Source organism: Pseudomonas moraviensis (genome assembly GCF_900105805.1).
Taxonomy (GTDB): domain Bacteria; phylum Pseudomonadota; class Gammaproteobacteria; order Pseudomonadales; family Pseudomonadaceae; genus Aquipseudomonas; species Aquipseudomonas moraviensis_A.
The window spans coordinates 1,736,838-1,755,706 of record NZ_LT629788.1 but is presented as its reverse complement, the minus strand read 5'-3'; the positions used below and the strand labels follow the sequence as shown (position 1 = coordinate 1,755,706).

18 protein-coding genes are annotated in these 18,869 nt (G+C 59.4%); 13 read left to right on the top strand and 5 right to left on the bottom strand.

Annotated elements, in window-relative coordinates; translation table 11 throughout:
• The first annotated feature begins 99 nt into the window (after nt 1-99).
• The 6 genes from BLU71_RS08095 (at nt 100) to BLU71_RS08070 (ending at nt 5,080) form a co-directional block, all read left to right on the top strand.
• Nucleotides 100-549: a hypothetical protein gene (locus BLU71_RS08095; RefSeq protein WP_083352759.1), complete on the top strand. Its 450-nt coding sequence runs from the start codon at nt 100-102 to the stop codon at nt 547-549.
• Between the two features lies 1 nt (nt 550).
• Nucleotides 551-1,123 (top strand): hypothetical protein, encoded by a 573-nt coding sequence (locus BLU71_RS08090; RefSeq protein ID WP_042609910.1) that lies wholly within the window; start codon nt 551-553, stop codon nt 1,121-1,123.
• 69 nt (nt 1,124-1,192) lie between these two features.
• Entirely contained in the window at nt 1,193-2,182 is a 990-nt protein-coding gene (locus BLU71_RS08085; RefSeq protein ID WP_064362253.1) for a hypothetical protein, read from the top strand.
• 65 nt (nt 2,183-2,247) lie between these two features.
• Nucleotides 2,248-2,928, top strand: a complete 681-nt coding sequence (locus BLU71_RS08080; RefSeq protein ID WP_042609908.1) for a C39 family peptidase — start codon at nt 2,248-2,250, stop codon at nt 2,926-2,928.
• 43 nt (nt 2,929-2,971) lie between these two features.
• Nucleotides 2,972-3,718: a hypothetical protein gene (locus tag BLU71_RS08075; RefSeq protein WP_042609907.1), complete on the top strand. Its 747-nt coding sequence runs from the start codon at nt 2,972-2,974 to the stop codon at nt 3,716-3,718.
• Between the two features lie 45 nt (nt 3,719-3,763).
• Complete coding sequence (locus tag BLU71_RS08070; protein WP_042609906.1) at nt 3,764-5,080, top strand: hypothetical protein; 1,317 nt, start codon at nt 3,764-3,766, stop codon at nt 5,078-5,080.
• 99 nt (nt 5,081-5,179) lie between these two features.
• On the opposite strand, the gene BLU71_RS08065 is transcribed toward BLU71_RS08070, so the two are convergent.
• Entirely contained in the window at nt 5,180-6,505 is a 1,326-nt protein-coding gene (locus tag BLU71_RS08065) for a sigma-54 dependent transcriptional regulator (RefSeq protein ID WP_042609905.1), read from the bottom strand.
• A gap of 523 nt (nt 6,506-7,028) precedes the next feature.
• Between BLU71_RS08065 and BLU71_RS08055 the strand changes: the two genes are divergently transcribed.
• The 4 genes from BLU71_RS08055 (at nt 7,029) to nhaB (ending at nt 11,594) form a co-directional block, all read left to right on the top strand.
• Nucleotides 7,029-7,295, top strand: coding sequence for a hypothetical protein (locus BLU71_RS08055; RefSeq protein WP_016774677.1), 267 nt, complete (start codon nt 7,029-7,031; stop codon nt 7,293-7,295).
• A gap of 255 nt (nt 7,296-7,550) precedes the next feature.
• Nucleotides 7,551-8,840 carry a hypothetical protein gene (locus tag BLU71_RS08050; protein WP_083352757.1) on the top strand — a complete coding sequence of 430 codons (1,290 nt, stop codon included), beginning with the start codon at nt 7,551-7,553 and terminating at the stop codon, nt 8,838-8,840.
• Between the two features lie 144 nt (nt 8,841-8,984).
• A complete protein-coding gene (locus BLU71_RS08045) occupies nt 8,985-9,905 on the top strand; it encodes a hypothetical protein (RefSeq protein ID WP_083352756.1) in 921 nt (306 codons plus the stop codon).
• A gap of 186 nt (nt 9,906-10,091) precedes the next feature.
• Nucleotides 10,092-11,594 carry a sodium/proton antiporter NhaB gene (nhaB, locus tag BLU71_RS08040; protein WP_083352755.1) on the top strand — a complete coding sequence of 501 codons (1,503 nt, stop codon included), beginning with the start codon at nt 10,092-10,094 and terminating at the stop codon, nt 11,592-11,594.
• 123 nt (nt 11,595-11,717) lie between these two features.
• On the opposite strand, the gene BLU71_RS08035 is transcribed toward nhaB, so the two are convergent.
• From BLU71_RS08035 to gnd, 3 genes are read right to left on the bottom strand one after another with little or no spacing between them, the layout of a single operon-like run.
• The gene (locus tag BLU71_RS08035; protein ID WP_083352754.1) at nt 11,718-12,539 is read right to left on the bottom strand and encodes a Cof-type HAD-IIB family hydrolase; all 822 of its coding nucleotides are present in this window, start codon (nt 12,537-12,539) and stop codon (nt 11,718-11,720) included.
• A complete protein-coding gene (zwf, locus tag BLU71_RS08030; protein ID WP_042609900.1) occupies nt 12,536-14,059 on the bottom strand; it encodes a glucose-6-phosphate dehydrogenase in 1,524 nt (507 codons plus the stop codon). Before zwf ends, BLU71_RS08035 begins: the two co-directional genes overlap by 4 nt.
• Complete coding sequence (gene gnd / locus BLU71_RS08025; protein ID WP_064362242.1) at nt 14,056-15,036, bottom strand: phosphogluconate dehydrogenase (NAD(+)-dependent, decarboxylating); 981 nt, start codon at nt 15,034-15,036, stop codon at nt 14,056-14,058. Before gnd ends, zwf begins: the two co-directional genes overlap by 4 nt.
• A 275-nt stretch (nt 15,037-15,311) precedes the next feature.
• Here gnd and BLU71_RS08020 point away from each other — a divergent pair, with 275 nt between their 5' ends.
• The 3 genes from BLU71_RS08020 to BLU71_RS08010 all read left to right on the top strand — a co-directional run bounded on the left by BLU71_RS08020 (nt 15,312) and on the right by BLU71_RS08010 (nt 17,912).
• Entirely contained in the window at nt 15,312-15,494 is a 183-nt protein-coding gene (locus BLU71_RS08020; RefSeq protein WP_042609898.1) for a DUF6026 family protein, read from the top strand.
• Between the two features lie 210 nt (nt 15,495-15,704).
• Complete coding sequence (locus tag BLU71_RS08015; protein WP_083352753.1) at nt 15,705-17,453, top strand: phosphoethanolamine transferase CptA; 1,749 nt, start codon at nt 15,705-15,707, stop codon at nt 17,451-17,453.
• 249 nt (nt 17,454-17,702) lie between these two features.
• A complete protein-coding gene (locus tag BLU71_RS08010; protein ID WP_064362234.1) occupies nt 17,703-17,912 on the top strand; it encodes a hypothetical protein in 210 nt (69 codons plus the stop codon).
• Nucleotides 17,913-18,286: 374 nt separating this feature from the next.
• On the opposite strand, the gene BLU71_RS08005 is transcribed toward BLU71_RS08010, so the two are convergent.
• On the bottom strand, nt 18,287-18,868 hold the full coding sequence (locus BLU71_RS08005; RefSeq protein WP_083352752.1) for a DinB family protein: 582 nt from the start codon (nt 18,866-18,868) through the stop codon (nt 18,287-18,289).
• Nucleotide 18,869: the final 1 nt, after the last annotated feature.

Here is an 18,869-nt window from a genome sequence, read left to right as displayed (position 1 = left end):
AAGCCATTGAAAAAACAAGACAATTCAAATCCGGCACAGCTTTCGCTCTCTCCTTCACAACGCTGAATCACCCAGCCCACTGAAGAAGGAATTGCAGCCGTGGGGAATTTCAATAAAAGCCTGACCTGCCTCCTGCTGATCGGATCAGCCGCTAGCGCATTGATCAGCGTCAGCGCCCAGGCCGAAGGCAATGGCGTGATCGTTCTCAACCGCGACGTTCAGCCCATCCCGATCGGCCGCAATGGTGGCAGAGACCCCTATCCGACCACGGTCAACGCCAACCCTTCGGCGCGGATCAACCAGACCCTCAGCAGCACCGAACTCAGCGACGGCGATTTTGCCAGCGTCGCCAGCGGTTCGTCGATTCGCGGCAACATGACCACGCCCACCTCCAACCTGCCCGGCATGAACACCCTGACCAATCAGAACGGCCTGCCCGGCATGCGTGCCGGTAGCGGCGGCGGTTCTGGCGCGTCGATCTCCAACACCGTCAATCGGGCGATGAGCACCGGGCTGGCGCCTCTGACTCGCATGGCCGGAGGCCAATGACATGAATCGCACCCTGCTGCTTCTCGCCCTGCTCGGCTGCACCAGCGCCATGGCCGATCCGGCTTCAGTCAACCAGGCGAATATCCAGAATTCCGGTGCCCAGTATCGCGGCAACTTCAACGTCAACCAGGCCGCCGGTGACCAGATGCAGCAAGCCAACACCAAAGCGATCGCCATCGGCACCGAGTCCCACGCCACCACCAGCGTCAGGCAGAACATCGACACGCCCGCCAGCCGCGCCATCGACGCCAGCGCCAACATCGGCGGCAACTCTTTCAGCAATGGCAACGGCATCCTCGGTGTGAACCAGGGTGCCGGTGCCAACAATCAAATGGCCAACGTGACGCGCGTCAGCATCAGTGCCGGCCCGCAGAGCATTGACGACAGCGCCCTTTCGCAACAGAACGTGGCGTTTTTACCGAGCTCAGGAGCAACTGGTACCTCACCCGGCAGTCGCCAGGTCACGACAAGTGATCAGGCCTTCACCGGCAGCCGCGGGGTAATCCAGGTGAACCAGAGTGCCGGGGTGGGGAACCGCATGGCTAACACCCTGAGCATCCGGGTCGCTGACTGACCCAAACACAGTGCAATTGGAAAAGTAACAACACTTAACCCAACTAATAAGCACGACGGAGAAACAACCATGAAACCTACAATGGCTCTCAAACCACTGGTTTTCGCACTCGCAGCAGTGATGGCAATGGCAGCACAGGCTGGCGGCCGTGGTGACAACAACGGTCATGGTAACGGGCACGGCAATGGTCACGGCCAGCCACAAGGTCCAAATCTTGAACAACTGCTGCAGATCACCGCAGGCGCCGGCGCCGCTGTACTCGACGCGCAAAACAGCGACGGCAACGTGGTGAAAAACCAGGGCACCCTGAACAACGCCAATGCCAGCGACTCGCTCAATGGCTCCAACGGCAATATGGGCGCCAACGTCGCTGCCGGCGACGGTAACCAGCAGGACAACGCTGCGGCGCTGGCCACCGCTGACGAAAGCTTCATCTTCGGCAACGCTGTTGCAGCCTCGAGCGCGACTCAGGTGAACAACAACAACTACGTGAAAAACTCGTCCACCTTCAACAACGCCACGCTCAACAATGCCGGCAACAACGGTTCCGGTAACATCGGCATCAACGTGAGCTCCGGCAACTTCAACCAACAGAAAAACAACCTCGCCATCGCTGTTTCCGGCGGTCGCGTAGCGCAGGCTGCTGCCTCTGCCAACCAGTCCTCGACTGGCCTGGTCGTGGAAAACAAAGGCGTGCAGGCTTACAAAACCGACACCCTCACCGGTACCTATGCAGCCGCTGGCGTGTTCAAAGCCAAAGGCACCGCGACCATCGAAGACGACAACCATGGCGGTTGGGGTAACCGTGGCGGCGGCCACGGCGGCAACGATGATCAGAAAGCCAAGTTCGAAGCCGTGGGCAGCTTTGGCCTCGCTGGCGTCACCACCCAACAAGTGCTGACCAAAGATGGCTGGAAAACCCCAGTCGTCAACAACGCCAACATGAGCAACTCGATGAACAACTTCTCTGGCAACGGTGGAGTTAACGTCTCGGCGGGTGTCGCCAACCAACAAAGCAACTCGCTGTCCATCGCCGCAGGTTGCAAAGCCTGCATGTAATCGCGATCGAAACGAAAGCCCCGGTAACGGGGCTTTTTCCTCGGTTCCACAAGGCGTATTCGATCATGCGGACTCCTGCCCTCTTCGCTCTGCTTTGTCTGTGCGGCCTGACTCAGGCAGCCCAGATGCCCGTGGCTGCCCTGCCGGGTGGCGTGCTGGTCTACAAGGACGTGCAAAGCATTCGTGAGCGCAAGTTTGCCGACATCGTCGAACAGAAAACCGATTTCAGCTGCGGCGCTGCTGCACTGGCAACGGTTCTGCGCCAGGCCTATTGGCTCGACGTCGATGAGGAGCACATCATCAAAGGCATGCTGGTCAACGCTGACCAGGACCTGGTGCGAACCCAGGGTTTCTCCATGCTCGACATGAAGCGCTACGTAGAAAGCATCGGCATGCGCGCCCGTGGCTACCGGATCCCGCCCGAGAAACTCGAAGCGGTGACCATTCCGGTGGTGGTCCTGATGGACATTCGCGGCTACAAGCACTTCGTCGTCCTGCAGCGTTCGGACAAGGATTGGGTCTACATCGGTGACCCGGTACTCGGCCACAAACGCTACAAGCACGACGACTTTGTCAAAGGTTGGAACGGCATTGTCTTTGCCATCGTCGGCCCCGGTTACGACAAGGCCAACGCCTTGCGCAGCCCTCCCGTGCCGCTGACGGCGAAAAATACCCTGGACGGTTTCAACCCGGTCAAAGATGCGGAATTGATGGATTTCGGGTTCATTCAGAGCGACTTCTTTTAATCGCCGAGTTAGAGAATGGGACTGGATGTCCCGGGAGCAGCAGATGAAAAGCTCATACTGGCTGGCCGCCGCCTGCCTGGCAGCGAGTGCGTCAGGTTTAGCCCATGCCGGATTCAAACCCATCGAAATCAAGGACCAGGAGCTCGCCGAGCTGCGCGGTCGTTACGTCATGCCGGGGCGGATCATCAGCTTCGGCATTGTCATGAGCAGCACCTGGCGCAACGCCAGCGGCGACCTGATCGGGGCCGCGACTTCGATGCAGATCCAGGCCGCAACGGTCAAACCGCAATTCTATGTCTCGACCATCAAGGAGTCGGGCAACGGCAGTACTCCCACCTTGGGCACCGGCACTGTCATCGGTGGCGCCGGCCTCAACAGCAGCCAGGGCGTGACGCAAAGCGTGCGCGCTGCCGGCGATGGCAACACCGCCAACAACAACGTCGCAATCAACGTCAGCGAAGCCAGTCAAGCGCCGGCGCTGGTGCCGTCGCAAGGCCAGGCGCTCGTCGCCGGGCAGACCATCAGCGGCAGCAACGGCGCCGGCAGTGTCGCGGTTTCGGCCAACGGCGGTGGCGTGCAGATGGCCATTCAGGCCAGCGGCAATCAAGGCACAGCATTGCAACAGGTGGCCCAGGGCGGGCTGCTGCAAAACACCCGATTGCTGGGCAGTGCCAACGTGGTCAACAACCTCACGCAACTCAACGTCGTACTGAACAATAACGGCAGAAGCGCCGGTGCACTGGACTGCAACCTGACCCAACTCGGGGCCCTACGCAATATCGGATATTGAACTACGCTGAGTCTCGATCATTGGGCTTAAAGGGACGGCTTATTCATGTATCGATCAGTATCACTGCGTGCTGCAGTGTGTTTGAGTACCCTTCTCCCGGCGGCGATGCTGCAAGCAGCACCCGACGCCGATGTAGAAGCCCTGAAACGGGAACTTCTGGAACTGAAACAACGATACGAAGTACAACAACAAGCGCTCGCGGTACTTGAACAACGGGTTCGCCAGGTAGAAGAACAACCCGCCGCCCCACCGCCAAAACGGCTGGCCAAATCGCCGTCCGACATGAAAGGCAATCGCGTCGCTACCGGAGCCGCCACAGGCACCGGTGCGGCCGCCGCATCGGGAGGCGCCGCCGGGGGCAGCGGCGCTTCTTACGGTCAGTCGCTGGCCGATGATTCGCAACCGGCGCAGAGCGTTTCCAACCTGTATGACGAAGCCAGCGGTTTCTTCGGCGGCGGCAAGTTCAGCGTCGAAACCGGCCTGACGTATTCGCGCTACGACACCCGCCAGTTGATCCTCAACGGTTTCCTTGCGCTGGATTCGATCTTCCTCGGCAACATCAACCTCGACCGGATCAAGGCCGACACCTGGACCCTCGACCTCACCGGCCGCTACAACTTCGACAACCGCTGGCAGTTCGACCTGAACGTGCCGGTGGTGTATCGCGAGTCGACGTATCAGTCCGGCGGCGGCAACCAGGGCGCGGCCGGTGTCACCACCGAAGAAACCGTGACCAAGGATCCAACCATTGGCGACGTCAACTTCGGTATCGCCTACAAGTTCCTCGACGAGTCGGTCAACACCCCGGACGCCGTCGTCACCCTGCGCGTCAAGGCGCCGACCGGCAAAGACCCGTTCGGCATCAAGCTGCGCCAGACCGACGCCAACTCCAACCTGTTCGTCCCTGACACCCTGCCCACCGGCAACGGCGTCTGGTCGATCACCCCGGGCATCTCGCTGGTCAAGACGTTTGACCCGGCGGTGTTGTTCGGCAGCCTTTCCTACACCCATAACCTCGAGGAGTCGTTCGACGACATCAGTTCCACGGTCAACCAGAAAACCCCAGGCAAAGTGCGCATCGGCGACAGCTTCCAGATCGGCGCCGGCATCGCCTTCGCGCTCAATGAGAAGATGAGTATGTCGTTCTCCGTTTCCGACCTGGTGCAACGCAAGAGCAAGCTGAAACAGGACGGCGGCGATTGGGAGTCGGTGGTGTCGAGTGACGCCAACGCCGGTTACTTCAACGTCGGCATGACCATTGCGGCCACCGACAACCTGACGATCGTGCCGAACTTGTCGATCGGCATGACTGACGATGCGCCGGACTTCTCGTTCAGCCTGAAATTCCCGTATTACTTCTAAAGCAAAGCAAAAGATCGCAGCCTTCGGCAGCTCCTGCATTCGGATTACGTAATCCCTGTAGGAGCTGCCGAAGGCTGCGATCCTTTGATCTTCAGCCAGTTAACGAATCTGATGCTTATGCAACAACCGATAAAAAGTAGGCCGTGAAACTCCGAGGACTTTCGCGGCCACACTTAAATTATCACTGTGCCGATTCAACACATCACACAACGCCTGCCGTTCCGCCCGGGTCTTGTAATCCTCCAGCGTGCCCATCGGCGTAGCGACCGAGTGCTGACTGATCAAACCCAGATCCCGCGCCTCGATCTGCCGACCCTCCGCCAGCACCAGACCGCGCCGGACCCGGTTAGCCAGTTCCCGTACGTTCCCCGGCCAGTCATGTTTGCCCATGGCAATCAAGGCATCTTCGCTGAAGCTGCGAGGCCGGCGCCCGGTTTCATGGCTGTAGAAATGCGAAAAGTGGTTGGCCAGCATCGACAGGTCGCCATGGCGCTCACGCAGCGGTGCGGTCACCACTTGCAGCACGTTCAGCCGGTAATACAGGTCTTCGCGAAAGCGCTTCTTCTCGATCGCCGCTTCCAGGTCAACGTGGGTCGCCGCCAGCACTCGCACATCAACCGGGATGGGCTGACTGCCGCCGACCCGCTCGATGTGTTTTTCCTGCAGAAAACGCAGCAGATTGGCCTGCAGCTCCAGCGGCAAATCGCCGATTTCATCAAGAAACAACGTACCGCCATTGGCTGCTTCAATGCGCCCCACCTTGCGCTGATGCGCGCCGGTAAAAGCGCCCTTTTCATGGCCGAACAACTCGGACTGGATCAAATGCTCGGGAATGGCCCCGCAGTTGATCGCTACAAACGGTTTGCTGTGACGCTGGGACTGGCGATGCAGGGTGCGCGCCACCAGTTCCTTGCCGGTGCCGCTTTCGCCACGGATCAACACCGGCGATTCGGTCGGCGCAAGTTTGCTCAGCAGCTTGCGCAGTTCGCGGATCGGTTTGCTGTCGCCGAGCAGTTCGTGTTCCGGCTGGTCGACATGAATCGTGCCCTGACCACGCAGACGCGCCATGCCGAAGGCGCGACCCAGGGTGACCTGTACGCGGGAGACATCGAAGGGCAAGGTATGGAAATCGAAGAACCATTCACAGACGAAATCGCCGACGTTTTGTAGGCGCAGTACTTCCTGGTTGAGCACGGCGATCCATTCGGTGCCGCTGCGGCTGATCAGTTCTTTGACGGCTTCAGGGCGTTCCAGATGAAAAGGCTGCAGGCGTAGCAGGCCGACGTCACAGGCGCGATCGGCGGCATTTTCCAAGGTACAACTGTCGACATCCCAGCCCACCGCGCGCAAACCGGGCAAAAGCCGGTAACAGTCGTCGCAGGGATCGACCACCAGTAAACGTCTCGACGCAGGCGCTTCGCTCATGACTGTTCCTTGGCGCCAAATATAATAAATGATTGTAAAAACAGTCATTTGGCTGTCCCGGTTGTAACACTAGCAAGATTTTGACGGAGGCTTGTATCGATTGCTTATAGGAGGCTTATTAAAAGCGTTATAAGAAAGTTGGTTGTTAGTTAGCTATCGACTATTCGTAGTGTGTCAGACAGTAGCCCTCACCCTAACCCTCTCCCAGAGGTAGAGGGAACTGACCGAGGTGTTTGTGCGAGGTACGCCGACGTGCAATACCGAGTCGAACGCGGGTCTGAAGAGCCCACAAATCGGCTCCCTCTCCTCGGGGAGAGGGCTGGGGTGAGGGGTGAATCCAGCGCGGTGTTCGGTCATGAAAAACATCACTGACCTGAACTCGACTCCTGTAAAGAACCTGAAATTTCTTTGTTTCAGTTGTGACCCGCCCCCCGGTTGCGTGCATCAGTACAAGTAACCGGCCGCACGGTAAGCCCAACCGACGGCCCCTCACTTGATTGGGCGCCAATAGAGAGAAGACCCCATGACTGCCCCGCTGCGTATCAACGAAGCTCTTTTGATTGCCAACCACGCCTTCAAGCCTTTCCAGTGCGTGGCCTGGGCGCCACAAGACGGCAATGGCGAACTGAGCCTGACCGTGGTTGACCGCACCAATTCCCACATTGGTCGCAAACAGATCCCGAGCAGCGCCTATTCTGACCCGGCGCAACTCGAACAACTGCTGCAGCAGGCCCGCGCCGAGCTGAGCGAAGATGGCCACAAACTGCAATCGTGGTCGATGCCACACTGATAATCGAACAAGGGCGGATGACATAGAGTCATCCGCCCTTTTCATTTGGCAAAACCGTAACTTCCCGGGTCAGGTCCTGCCTGAATGCTTGGCTCGCTTCCGACTGGTTCAACAAGACACTGTTCTGGCACAGTGCGACCGTCGTTCTGTTAGTTCTTCCAGTTGTACTTCTCGCGGTTCAGGGATTGAATGTTTCGCTCGTGCAGTCAGCCGCCCACTCATTGGGTATGGGTTCACTCGCAAGGAGACGCGTGCATGTCCACCCTCAACACTTATGCGCTGCCCACTGCATGGAACAACCCCGGTTCGCTAGACGCGACATTCGCCATCGGCGGTGTTGCCCAGGTGTATTTCGCCGGTAGTCTGTCCAGCCAGACCCAGCATGTCGCGCTGGATGCCCGGGGCCGGATTCTGGTTGCCGCGAAGGTCGGCACGCCGAAAGGAAGTCGTCTTGGCCTGGCACGGCTGCTGGCCGATGGTTCGGCCGATCTGTCCTTTGGAAGTCAGGGCAGCGTAATCGGCAGCTTCATCGAGGGTTTCGAAGCCAGGGCCGGCAAGGTCCAGGTGTTACCTGACGGGAGGATTCTGCTGGCCGGCCTGCATTATGAAAACAACCATCGCACCCTGCCCTCCCTCGCCCTGTTTCATGCCAACGGTCAGCCAGACCGATCCTTCGGCGATGACGGCCTCCAGGTCGTGCGGCTGCCCGGCGAGCTGTCCATGGGCACTCGCGACACTTGGCTGCCGCCGGGCGTGCCGGGTGTCGAAGCCTGCGATTTTGCGGTGCAGGAAGACGGCCGCATTCTGCTGATCGCCAACCATCATTTCAGCCTCGCCGATCACGCCGGAATGCTGATTCGCCTGCAACCCGATGGCTGTCTGGACGAATCCTTCAACGGGCGCGGATTTGTGATGGTCCGCCACCTGTTGCTCAATACCTGGCTGAGCACGCTGCTGTTGAAGCAGGACGGGCGCATCGTCGTCGCAGGGTCCATTGACTTTCCGCAGCAAGGCCTGCTGGCAGTTTATCGGGCTGATGGAAGCCTGGACGAGCGCTTTGCCGTCGACGGCTTCATGGCTTTCAAGGCCCATGACAAAAGCGCTCAGGTCAGTCAGATCATCGAGTCCGACGACAGGCTTTTTTGTTTCGGCAGCAGCCGCGATCCGATCCGCTGCCTGACGTTTGTCCTGCACGCAAACGGTCGACCGGACTTGCACTGCCACCATGGCCTGCCTCTGGTGTTGGACATCGGCGCCAGCGGTTGCCAATGGAATGCCGCTCAGCGCATGCCTGACGGCCGCCTTGTTGCGGTAGGCGCGACCATCGGTGGGGTGGAAGCCGACTTCATGGTCGCCCGGTATCGACGCGATGGCAGCCTCGATCCGGAATTCGGCCAAGGCCATGGCTGGCTGCGCACGCGGCTGGGCCGAAGTCTCGATACAGCCAATTCGCTGACCGTACAAACTGACGGCGCCATTGTCGTCGGCGGGTCTTCGCTGGATGGCAACTACCGGGCGATGGTCGCGCGTTATCTGAATCACTGAATCAACACTTGCACCGGGACGTTGCCGTCCGTCGGCTAGATAGCCCTACCTGTAATTTCTGACAGTAGACGGGCACCTCGATCAGGGATCAGATGACCGGGCACGCAAATGGCTGCGTGTACGACCGAAAAAAGGAATTTCGAGATGACTGATCAAGAGAAATTATCGGCACCGCTAACGCCTGCCGATGCCCCGGCCAATCCTGCGACAGGCAGTGGTCTCCAGATACGCGAGGTCACCAACGGTAGAGGTGATTTCATACAGGACGGTGGCATCAGCTACGACAGCAATCTGACAATCAGCGGCTCGGCCTCTCCGAGAGAATATGTTGAGATATGGGATTGGGGGCAACCCGTTACCTCGGCTTATGCTGATCTGCGAGGCCTCTTCATCGCCAAACTGCCCGCTCAGCTGCCCGGGCCGCATTCGTACACAGCGACCAATGTTGGCGGGGACATTTCGCCGCCATGGACGGTCATCGTCGAGGGAGTGACCGCGCCGGTAATTGAAACGGTATACGGACCTGACGGAGAGCCCATCAACGACGGTCAGAGAACATTTCATAATGAACTGAACTTCATTGGCCGGGGCACACCTGGTCGAACCGTGGACCTGTTGAACAACGGCACGGTGATCAAGCTTCTGAACATCGACCCAAACGGGCACTGGAGCGCCAGACTCGAAGACCTTAAACCAGGCACGCAACTCTTTGTCGCAAGGGACCCCACCGGGCTCGTATCGCCGTCATGGCGGGTTGTGGTAACCAAACCGAGTGTGCTGGCAATCAAGTTCGTCATCGGTCAGGAGCAGTTTCAGGAGATCGAGAATCAAGGCATCACGACTGATAGAGCTGTCACTGTTGTCGGTACGGGTATCCCTCACGAGACGGGGTGGATTGTTGACTACAACAACAATCTTGTCCCCTTCGCAGTCGATGAACACGGTGTCTACAGCGCGACCATCACGGATCTGGCCGTTAATCATGTGCATACTTTGCGCTGTAAATCCGATACGGGGCGACTGTCTGCACCTTGGGCGATCAGAGTCGTTTCGTCGAAGCTCTAAGCGTCGTTCACTGCATCAGCGCTGAGGTAATCAGAGATCCACGACGCCACGGCGCCGTGGATCTGTTTCAGGGTGATCGCTACGGATTGGCAACGCACGATCGTTCTCAAGCAATCGCATCCCGAGACCTTGATCTTCCCTGAAACATCCGGCAACTTTCGCGCTTCTTAATAAAAGGAGCAGCCGATGTCCGGTTCAATGGCCCAGGCGTTCGCGCACAACTTCCTCGGGCAGTCGCCACGCTGGTACAAGGCGACCATTGTCGGTTTCCTCATTCTCAATGCCGTGGTGCTGTTCACCGTCGGCCCGGTCGCGGCGGGCTGGCTGTTGGTGATCGAGTTCATCTTCACCCTGGCCATGGCGCTCAAGTGCTATCCGTTGATGCCGGGCGGTCTGTTGTTGATTGAAGCGCTGTTGCTGAAGATGACCACGCCGCAAGCGCTGTATGACGAGTTGCTGCACAACTTTCCGGTGATCCTGCTGCTGATGTTCATGGTGGCCGGTATTTACTTCATGAAGGATCTGCTGCTGTTTCTGTTTTCGCGACTGCTACTGGGCGTGCGCTCGAAAGCCATCCTGGCGTTGATGTTCTGCTTTTTATCGGCATTCCTCTCCGCGTTTCTTGATGCGTTGACCGTGACGGCGGTGATCATCAGTGCGGCGGTGGGTTTTTATTCGGTCTATCACCGGGTCGCCTCGGGCAATGATCCGCGTCAGGACAGCGAGTTCAGTGACGACCGCCACCTGCCGACGCTGCACCACGAAGACCTCAATCAATTTCGCGCTTTCCTGCGCAGTCTGTTGATGCACGGCGCAGTCGGCACAGCGCTCGGTGGCGTCTGCACGTTGGTTGGCGAGCCGCAGAACCTGCTGATCGGCCATGAGATGGGCTGGCATTTTGGCGAGTTCTTCCAGAAGATCGCCCCGGTATCGCTGCCGGTGCTGGCGGCCGGTCTTGTGACCTGTGTGTTGCTGGAAAAACTGCGCTGGTTCGGATATGGCACGCTGCTGCCGGATAACGTGCGCGCCGTGCTGGCCAACTATGCTGCCCAGGACGATGCCGAACGTACGCCCCGGCAGACCGCAGCGCTATTGGTGCAGGGGGCGGCGGCGCTGATTCTGATTGGATGCCTGGCGTTCCATCTCGCCGAAGTCGGGCTCATCGGTTTGATGGTGATTGTCTTGATTACTGCGTTCAGCGGGATCACTGACGAACATCGCTTGGGCAGCGCGTTCAAGGATGCGATGCCGTTTACCGCACTGCTGGTGGTGTTTTTTGCCGTGGTAGCGGTGATTCATGATCAGCAACTGTTCGCCCCGCTGATCCAGTGGGTGCTGGCGTTACCGGTGGATCAACAGCCGGGGATGTTGTTCATCGCCAACGGTCTGCTCTCGGCGATCAGCGACAACGTATTTGTCGCGACCATTTACATTACCGAAGTGAAACAGGCATTTCTTGCCGGGCACATGAGTCGCGAGCATTTCGAGACATTGGCGATTGCGATCAACACCGGGACCAATCTGCCGAGTGTGGCGACGCCGAACGGTCAGGCCGCGTTTTTGTTCCTGCTGACCTCGGCGATCGCCCCGCTGGTGCGTTTGTCTTACGGGCGCATGGTGTGGATGGCCCTGCCCTACACCATGGTGATGGGCTTGCTGGGCTGGTATGCGGTGAGCTACTGGCTGTAACTGACACTGCAAACCCCATGTAGGAGTGAGCCTGCTCGCGATAGCGGTGTGTCAGCCACCATTTCGTTTGCTGATACGCCGCCATCGCGAGCAGGCTCACTCCTACAGTTTTTTCTGTGTGAATCAGTGCGGGAGAATGTACTTTTCGATCGCCTGCGCCACGCCGTCTTCGGTGTTGGGTGCGGTGACGACGTCGGCCTGGCGCTTGACCGCTTCTTCCGCCTGCCCCATGGCAATCGACAACCCGGCGCATTTGAACATCGCCGGGTCGTTGCCGCCGTCGCCGATGACCGCCGTTTGCTCCAGCGGCACGCCGAGATATTCGGCAATCGCCGTCAGCGCGGTGCCCTTGTTGGCCTCCAGCGCGGTGACGTCGAGATACACCGGTTGCGAGCGCGACACCTGGGCCATGCCGTTGACCTTCGGCAACAGCTGCGCCTCCAGTTCGATCAACAACTGAGTGTTATTGCTGGTGGCGACGATCTTGTCGATCCGCTGCAGATACGGTTCGAAACTCTCCACCACCACCGGCGGATAGCCGAGGCCACTCTGTTCACGCGGGACCATCGGCCCGTGCGGGTCCTTGAGCAGCCAGTCGCCGCCGCTGAACACCCAGACTTCCACGTCCGGCTGATCGGCAAACAGTGCCAGTGCGATCAGCGCCGTGGTTGCCGGCAAATAATGCGCGGCCAACAGCGTGCCGTCCGGTTTGACTATGGTGCCGCCATTGAATGCCGCTGTCGGCAGATCAACGCCCAGCGCCTCGATCTGCTGCAGCATGGCTTTGGGTGGACGCCCGCTGGCGAGGCTGAACAGCACGCCGGCCTCGCGCAATGAGCGCACGGCGGCAATGGTGCGTTGGCTCAGCGTGTGATCCGGCAGCAACAAGGTGCCGTCCATATCGCTGAGCAGAAAACCGATGGGTTGTTTCGTCAAGTCACTCATCCCAGACCATGCCAGACGCGGCCATCGCGAGTCAGGAGATCTTCCGCTGCTTGCGGGCCATCGTCGCCGGCCGCATACAACTCGACGCTGGCGTCCTGCTGCCAGGCATCAAGGAATGGCTGCACGGCTCTCCAACCGTTCTCGATGTTGTCGGCACGCTGGAACAGCGTCTGATCGCCGGTCAGGCAGTCGTAGATCAAGGTTTCATAACCGGTCGAAGGCTGCATCTCGAAGAAATCCTTGTAGGCAAAACCCAGCTCGATATTGGCCATGTTCAGCGCCGGCCCCGGCCGCTTGGCCAGCAGGTCGAACCACATGCCTTCATTCGGCTGGATCTGGATGCGCAGGTAAGTCGGCTGCAACTCATCGACTTCGGTGTCGCGGAACTGTGCATACGGCGCCGGTTTGAAGCAGATGACAATCTCGGTGTCGCGCACGCTCATACGCTTGCCGGTGCGCAGGTAGAACGGCACGCCGACCCAACGCCAGTTGTCGATCATCACCTTCAGCGCCACGTAGGTTTCGGTGCTGCTGTCGGGCGAGACGTTGGCTTCCTGGCGATAACCGTTCAACGGCTTGCCGTCGCGCTCGCCGGCGCTGTACTGGCCGCGCACCGAGTTGGCTCGCGCTTCGTCGGTGGTCCAGGGACGAATCGCCCCCACTACCTTGGCCTTCTCACCCCGCACCGCATCGGCGCCGAACGCAGCTGGCGGTTCCATGGCCACCATGGCGAGCAACTGGAACAGGTGATTGGGCACCATGTCGCGCAACGCGCCGGTGTGTTCGTAAAAACTGCCACGGGTTTCGACGCCGACGGTTTCCGCCGCCGTGATCTGCACGTGGTCGATGTAATGGTTGTTCCAGAACGCTTCGAACAGGCTGTTGGAGAACCGGCTGACGAGAATGTTCTGCACGGTTTCCTTGCCCAGGTAATGGTCGATCCGGTAGATCTGCTTCTCGCTCATGACCTTGAGCAGGCACGCGTTCAAGGCTTCGGCGGTCTGCAGATCGGAGCCGAACGGCTTCTCGATCACCACCCTTCTGAACGCTTCGGGAGTTTCTTCAAGCAAACCGGCGCTGCCGAGCCGGCGCACCACTTCACTGAAGAAACGCGGCGCGGTGGCCAGGTAGAACACCGCATTGCCGGTGCCGCTGTCGGCGATTTTCGCCGCCAGCGCTGAATAAGTGCTGTCGTCCAGGAAGTCGCCCTGGACGTAGCTGATACCTTTGGCGAGCTTGGCCCACAAGGCCGGATCAAGCATCTGATCGCCGTTGCCGACCTTCGCCGCGACTTCGGTACGGATGAAGTCTTCGAGCTTCTGCGCGAAGGCTTCATCAGTAATGGCGTTGTGGTCAACGCCGACGATCCGCAGATTGTCGTCGAGCAGGCCGTCGCGACTTAGGTTGTACAGCGCCGGCATCAGCAAGCGCTTGACCAGGTCGCCGTGGGCACCGAACAAAAACAGCGTGGTCGGTGGTGCGGGTTCTGCCTTGGATTTTCTGCGGATCGTACGGGTCATTTTTTCGCTGTCTCCACGTGGCCGCCGAAGCCGAAGCGTTGTGCCGACAGGATCTTGTCACCGAAGGTGCCCTGCCCGCGCGAGCGGTAACGGGAGAACAGCGAGTTGGACAGCACCGGCACCGGCACCGCTTGCTCCATGGCCGCCTCGATGGTCCATTGGCCTTCGCCGCTGTCGGCTACCGAGCCGGAGAAACCGTCGAGCTTCGGATCGCTGGCCAGCGCATCGGCGGTCAGGTCGAGCAGCCACGAAGAAACCACACTGCCACGACGCCAGACTTCCGCGATGTCGGCCACGTTCAGGTCGAAACGCTGATCTTCCGGCAAACGTTCGCTGGATTTGGTCTTGAGAATGTCGAAGCCTTCGGCGAACGCGGCCATCATGCCGTACTCGATGCCGTTGTGAATCATCTTGACGAAGTGCCCGGCACCGGCAGGACCGGCATGGATGTAGCCGTGCTCGGCGCGGTGGTCATCGGACTTGCGATCCTTGGTGCGCGGGATGTCGCCCATGCCCGGCGCCAGTGCGGCAAACAGCGGGTCGAGGCGCTGCACGGTTTCGGCGTCGCCGCCGATCATCATGCAATAACCGCGTTCCAGGCCCCAGACGCCGCCGGAGGTACCGACGTCGATGTAGTGCAGGCCTTTCTCGTTGAGAGTCTTGGCCCGACGAATGTCATCCTTATAGTTGGTGTTGCCGCCGTCGATGATGGTATCGCCGGGTTCGAGCAGTTCGCTCAGGGTGTTGATGGTGTCTTCGGTCGGCGCGCCGGCCGGCAACATGACCCAGACAGCGCGTGGCTTGTCGAGGCCGGCGACCAGGGCCGGCAAGTCGGCGACGCCGGTGGAGCCCTCGGCGACCAGGTTATCGATGAAAGCGGTATTGCGGTCGTAAACAACGGTGGTGTGCCCGTTGAGCATCAGACGTCGCGCAATATTGCCGCCCATGCGGCCCAGTCCAATAATCCCGAGTTGCATGTGCTGATGCTCCTTACTACAAATAAATGTGTGTCATTGGTTATAGCCCAACGCGACTGATGGAGGTTAGTCCAGAGCGTTGCGATGAAGTTTCCGGGCATTGTGCCCGATCCAGAGTGATAACGCCCCGAATCCTGCCGAAGACACACCGACCATGAAAAATAAAAAAGTTCCCTTCTTGGGCAAAAGAAATCAAAATTGGCGCCGATAGTAAGTCAAGCGCCTCGGAACGAGGAGTGACTTACAGTTGATGCACGCCATTTGCGAGGTGAGCAATGGGCACAGTACACACAGCAATGCCGCCACAAACCCTCTACGTTACGATCCGTCGCGACGAATTGCGCGAGTTGAAAGACGAGCGCGACCTGTTGAAGCACGAATTGGCGCAATTGCGCGCACTGACCCAGGGCTCGCAGCCGCAACCACGCCCGGTTGTGCAGCGCGCGCGCCACGCCTGACCCCCGCCTGCTTCGGGAGCGGCGCCCGTCGTTCCCGACACACTGCACCTCTGACCGCTTGATGCCAGATAAAAGCGGCGCTTAACAAATCTTTCACATTGCCTTGGGGATACTCCGCCCCATTCTGGCCGTACCTGCGCGTACGGCCTCTGTTCGTCGGTGTCATGGAAGCTTTCCGGCGTGGGTTTGATGATTGAGCTGGAGCGCTGAATGGCATTGTTCAAACGCAGCAAAACGACTGCAACCGGTTTCGACTGGGCCGGATTCATCTGGCTGTTCGTTTTCTTCTGGTACTTCTCGGGTATCACCCAACTGCTGATCCAGCTGACCGGCACATCCGGCTTCACCGGATTCCGTCAGGCCTTCGTGATGAGCGCGCTGTGGCTGGCGCCGATGTTGCTGTTCCCCAGACAGACTCGCCTGCTCGCGGCGATCATCGGCGTGGTGCTGTGGGCCTGCTCGATGGCCAGCCTCGGTTACTTCTTCATCTATCAGCAGGAATTCTCGCAGAGCGTCATCTTCATCATGTTCGAGTCGAACGTGTCGGAAGCCGGCGAGTACATGACGCAGTATTTCGCCTGGTGGATGATCCCGGCGTTCCTCGCCCATACCGCCTTCGCGTACTTTTTGTGGACGCGCCTGCGCCCGGTGTACATGCCACGTGGTCGCGCGCTGGTAGCGGCGACGGCAATCGTCATCGCCGTGGTCGGCTATCCGCTGGTCAAGCAAACCCTGCGCATGGGCACCTTCGCCCAAGGCTTCGAGAAATTCGAGACCCGCATCGAGCCAGCGGTGCCATGGCAGATGGCCGTGGCGTATCACCGCTATCAGGAAACCCTCGCCGACATGCAGGGCATGCTCGACAGCGCGAGCCAGATCCCGCCGCTGAAAAACCTCAAGGACGCATCGGCCGGGCAGCCGGCGACCCTGGTGCTGGTCATCGGTGAATCGACCAACCGTCAGCGCATGAGCCTCTACGGTTATCCGCGCAGCACCACGCCGGAACTGGACAAGCTCAAGGATCAACTGGCGATCTTCGACAACGTCATCACCCCGCGCCCCTACACCATCGAAGCGTTGCAGCAGGTGCTGACCTTCGCCGATGAGCAGAATCCGGATCTGTACCTGTCGACGCCATCGCTGGTCAGCGTGATGAAACAGGCGGGTTACAAGACCTTCTGGATCACCAACCAGCAGACCATGACCAAGCGCAACACCATGCTCACGACCTTCTCCGAACAGGCCGACGAACAGGTGTACCTGAACAACAACCGCAACCAGAACGCCGCGCAGTACGATGGCGATGTCATCGAGCCGTTCAACAAGGCGCTGGCCGATGCGGCGCCCCGCAAGCTGATCGTCGTGCACCTGCTCGGCACGCACATGAGCTACCAGTATCGCTATCCGCCAACCTTCGACAAGTTTCACGATCGCCAGGGCGTACCGGCCGGCGTGCGTGACGATCAACTGCCGACCTACAACAGCTACGACAACGCCGTGCTGTACAACGATTTCGTGGTGTCGAGCCTGATCAAGGATTATGCCAAATCCGATCCGAACGGCTTCTTGCTGTACCTCTCCGACCACGGCGAAGACGTCTTCGACTCGGCTGGCCACAGCACCTTGGGCCGCAACGAAAACAAACCGACCGCGCCGATGTACACCATCCCGTTCATGGCCTGGGCCTCGCCGAAGTGGAAGGAAAACCACGACTGGAACTTCGCCGGCGACCTCAGCCGCCCGTACAGCAGCTCGCAGTTCATCCATACCTGGGCCGATCTGGCCGGGTTGAGCTCAGATGAACTGGATCGCAGCAAGAGCCTGGTCAGCGACAGCTTCGTGCCGCGCAAGCTGTTGATTGGCGATCCGTACCAGACGGCGAAACGCGCGTTGATTGACTTCAGTTTGATGAAGCCGAAGAAACCCGAAACGACTATCGCGGACGCGGTGGAGCGGTAACATCGCGTCGGGAACTGCAGGCACGAGAGTCATTGAAGATCTCCCGGCCTGATCCCTTGAAAAGCTCTGTGTCGAAAGATGCAGGGCTTTTTTTGTTCAAGGGCCCGGAGTCTGTCAGCTATCTCCCCGCAACACGCTGCAAAACCTTCACTGAACGAGCGTTAACCCCGCGTTAATTCAGGCCTCCCAGACTCTCTTCCGAGATCTGCTTCATGGACGAACGGCTCCACTTGTTCAGTAGGAGGCACCATGAAAATCACTACCGCAATGCTTGCCGGGCTGTTTGCCCTGGGTTCTGCCAGCGTCTTCGCCGAAGGCGGCGCTGAGCGCATGCGTTATTACTACGACAATTTCCCGGTCCAGCACGCCCAGAGCGAGCAGAAGAGCGACGCCAATGCGAAAGAAATTCGCGTGCCCGCTGACCAGACGGCGCAGGTGACCGAGGCTTATCGCGACTGAGTTTTACCGAGCAACCGATGGACCTTCCGTGGCTCCGCTCTGGCCCGGGAGATGACAGTTGAGGCGCCCTGCCTGGGGCGCCTTTTTTTATGGTAGGGCGGATATGTGTCCGGCTCGTGATCAGCGGTGAATTCGCCCCTCACCCCAGCCCTCTCCCGAGGGAGAGGGAGCTGATTCGCGTGCAATTCAAATCCTGAATTCAACCCCAATGGTTCAGGTCGGCGTATTTCGTAAATTCGACTCAGTCAGTCCCCTCTCCCTCTGGGAGAGGGTTAGGGTGAGGGGCTTTTCAGGCTTGCAAAGCCTTTATCCAGAACCTGCACAGGGTTATTTGTAGGAGCTGACGAGTGCAACGAGGCTGCGATCTTTTGCGGTCAGTGGCCCCAGATCAACTCTTCAGTCCAGCCCAGTTCAGCGAAGTCTTCGGCACGCAGTGCACGCTCGCCGGCGCAGAAAAACTCATCCAGCTGCGGTGGCTTGACCGTCGTGCCGCTGAGCATCGCATGCACCTGGCCGCGATGGTGGATCTGGTGTTCGAACAGGTGCGAAAGCATGCGCAAGCGGCTGTCGTGTTGCGGTGTTTCGCGGGCGATGGTGACGATTCGCGGCAGATCGGCATCGCGCAGTTGTTCGCAATATGCGATCAGACGACGGTCGACATGTGCCTGTTCTTCACGCAGCGCGGCGGCGTCGGTAAACGGCTCGTCCGCATTGAAGAACACATAGCAGTCAGGGTGCGGCTCGTCACCGCGCAATTCCCGTTCGAGCGCGTCGACGTAGAACCAGTCGCAAGTGAGGATGTGGTTGAGGGTCAGGCGGATGCCGGGAAAGAAACTCACTCTTGGCGCAGCCAGGTCCGCCGCGTCGAGCTGGCTCCAGGCCTTGGCCAGGCGATGATTGGCCCAGGCATTCTGATAGGCCATGGTCAGCAAATGATGGGACAGCGGTTGGCTCATG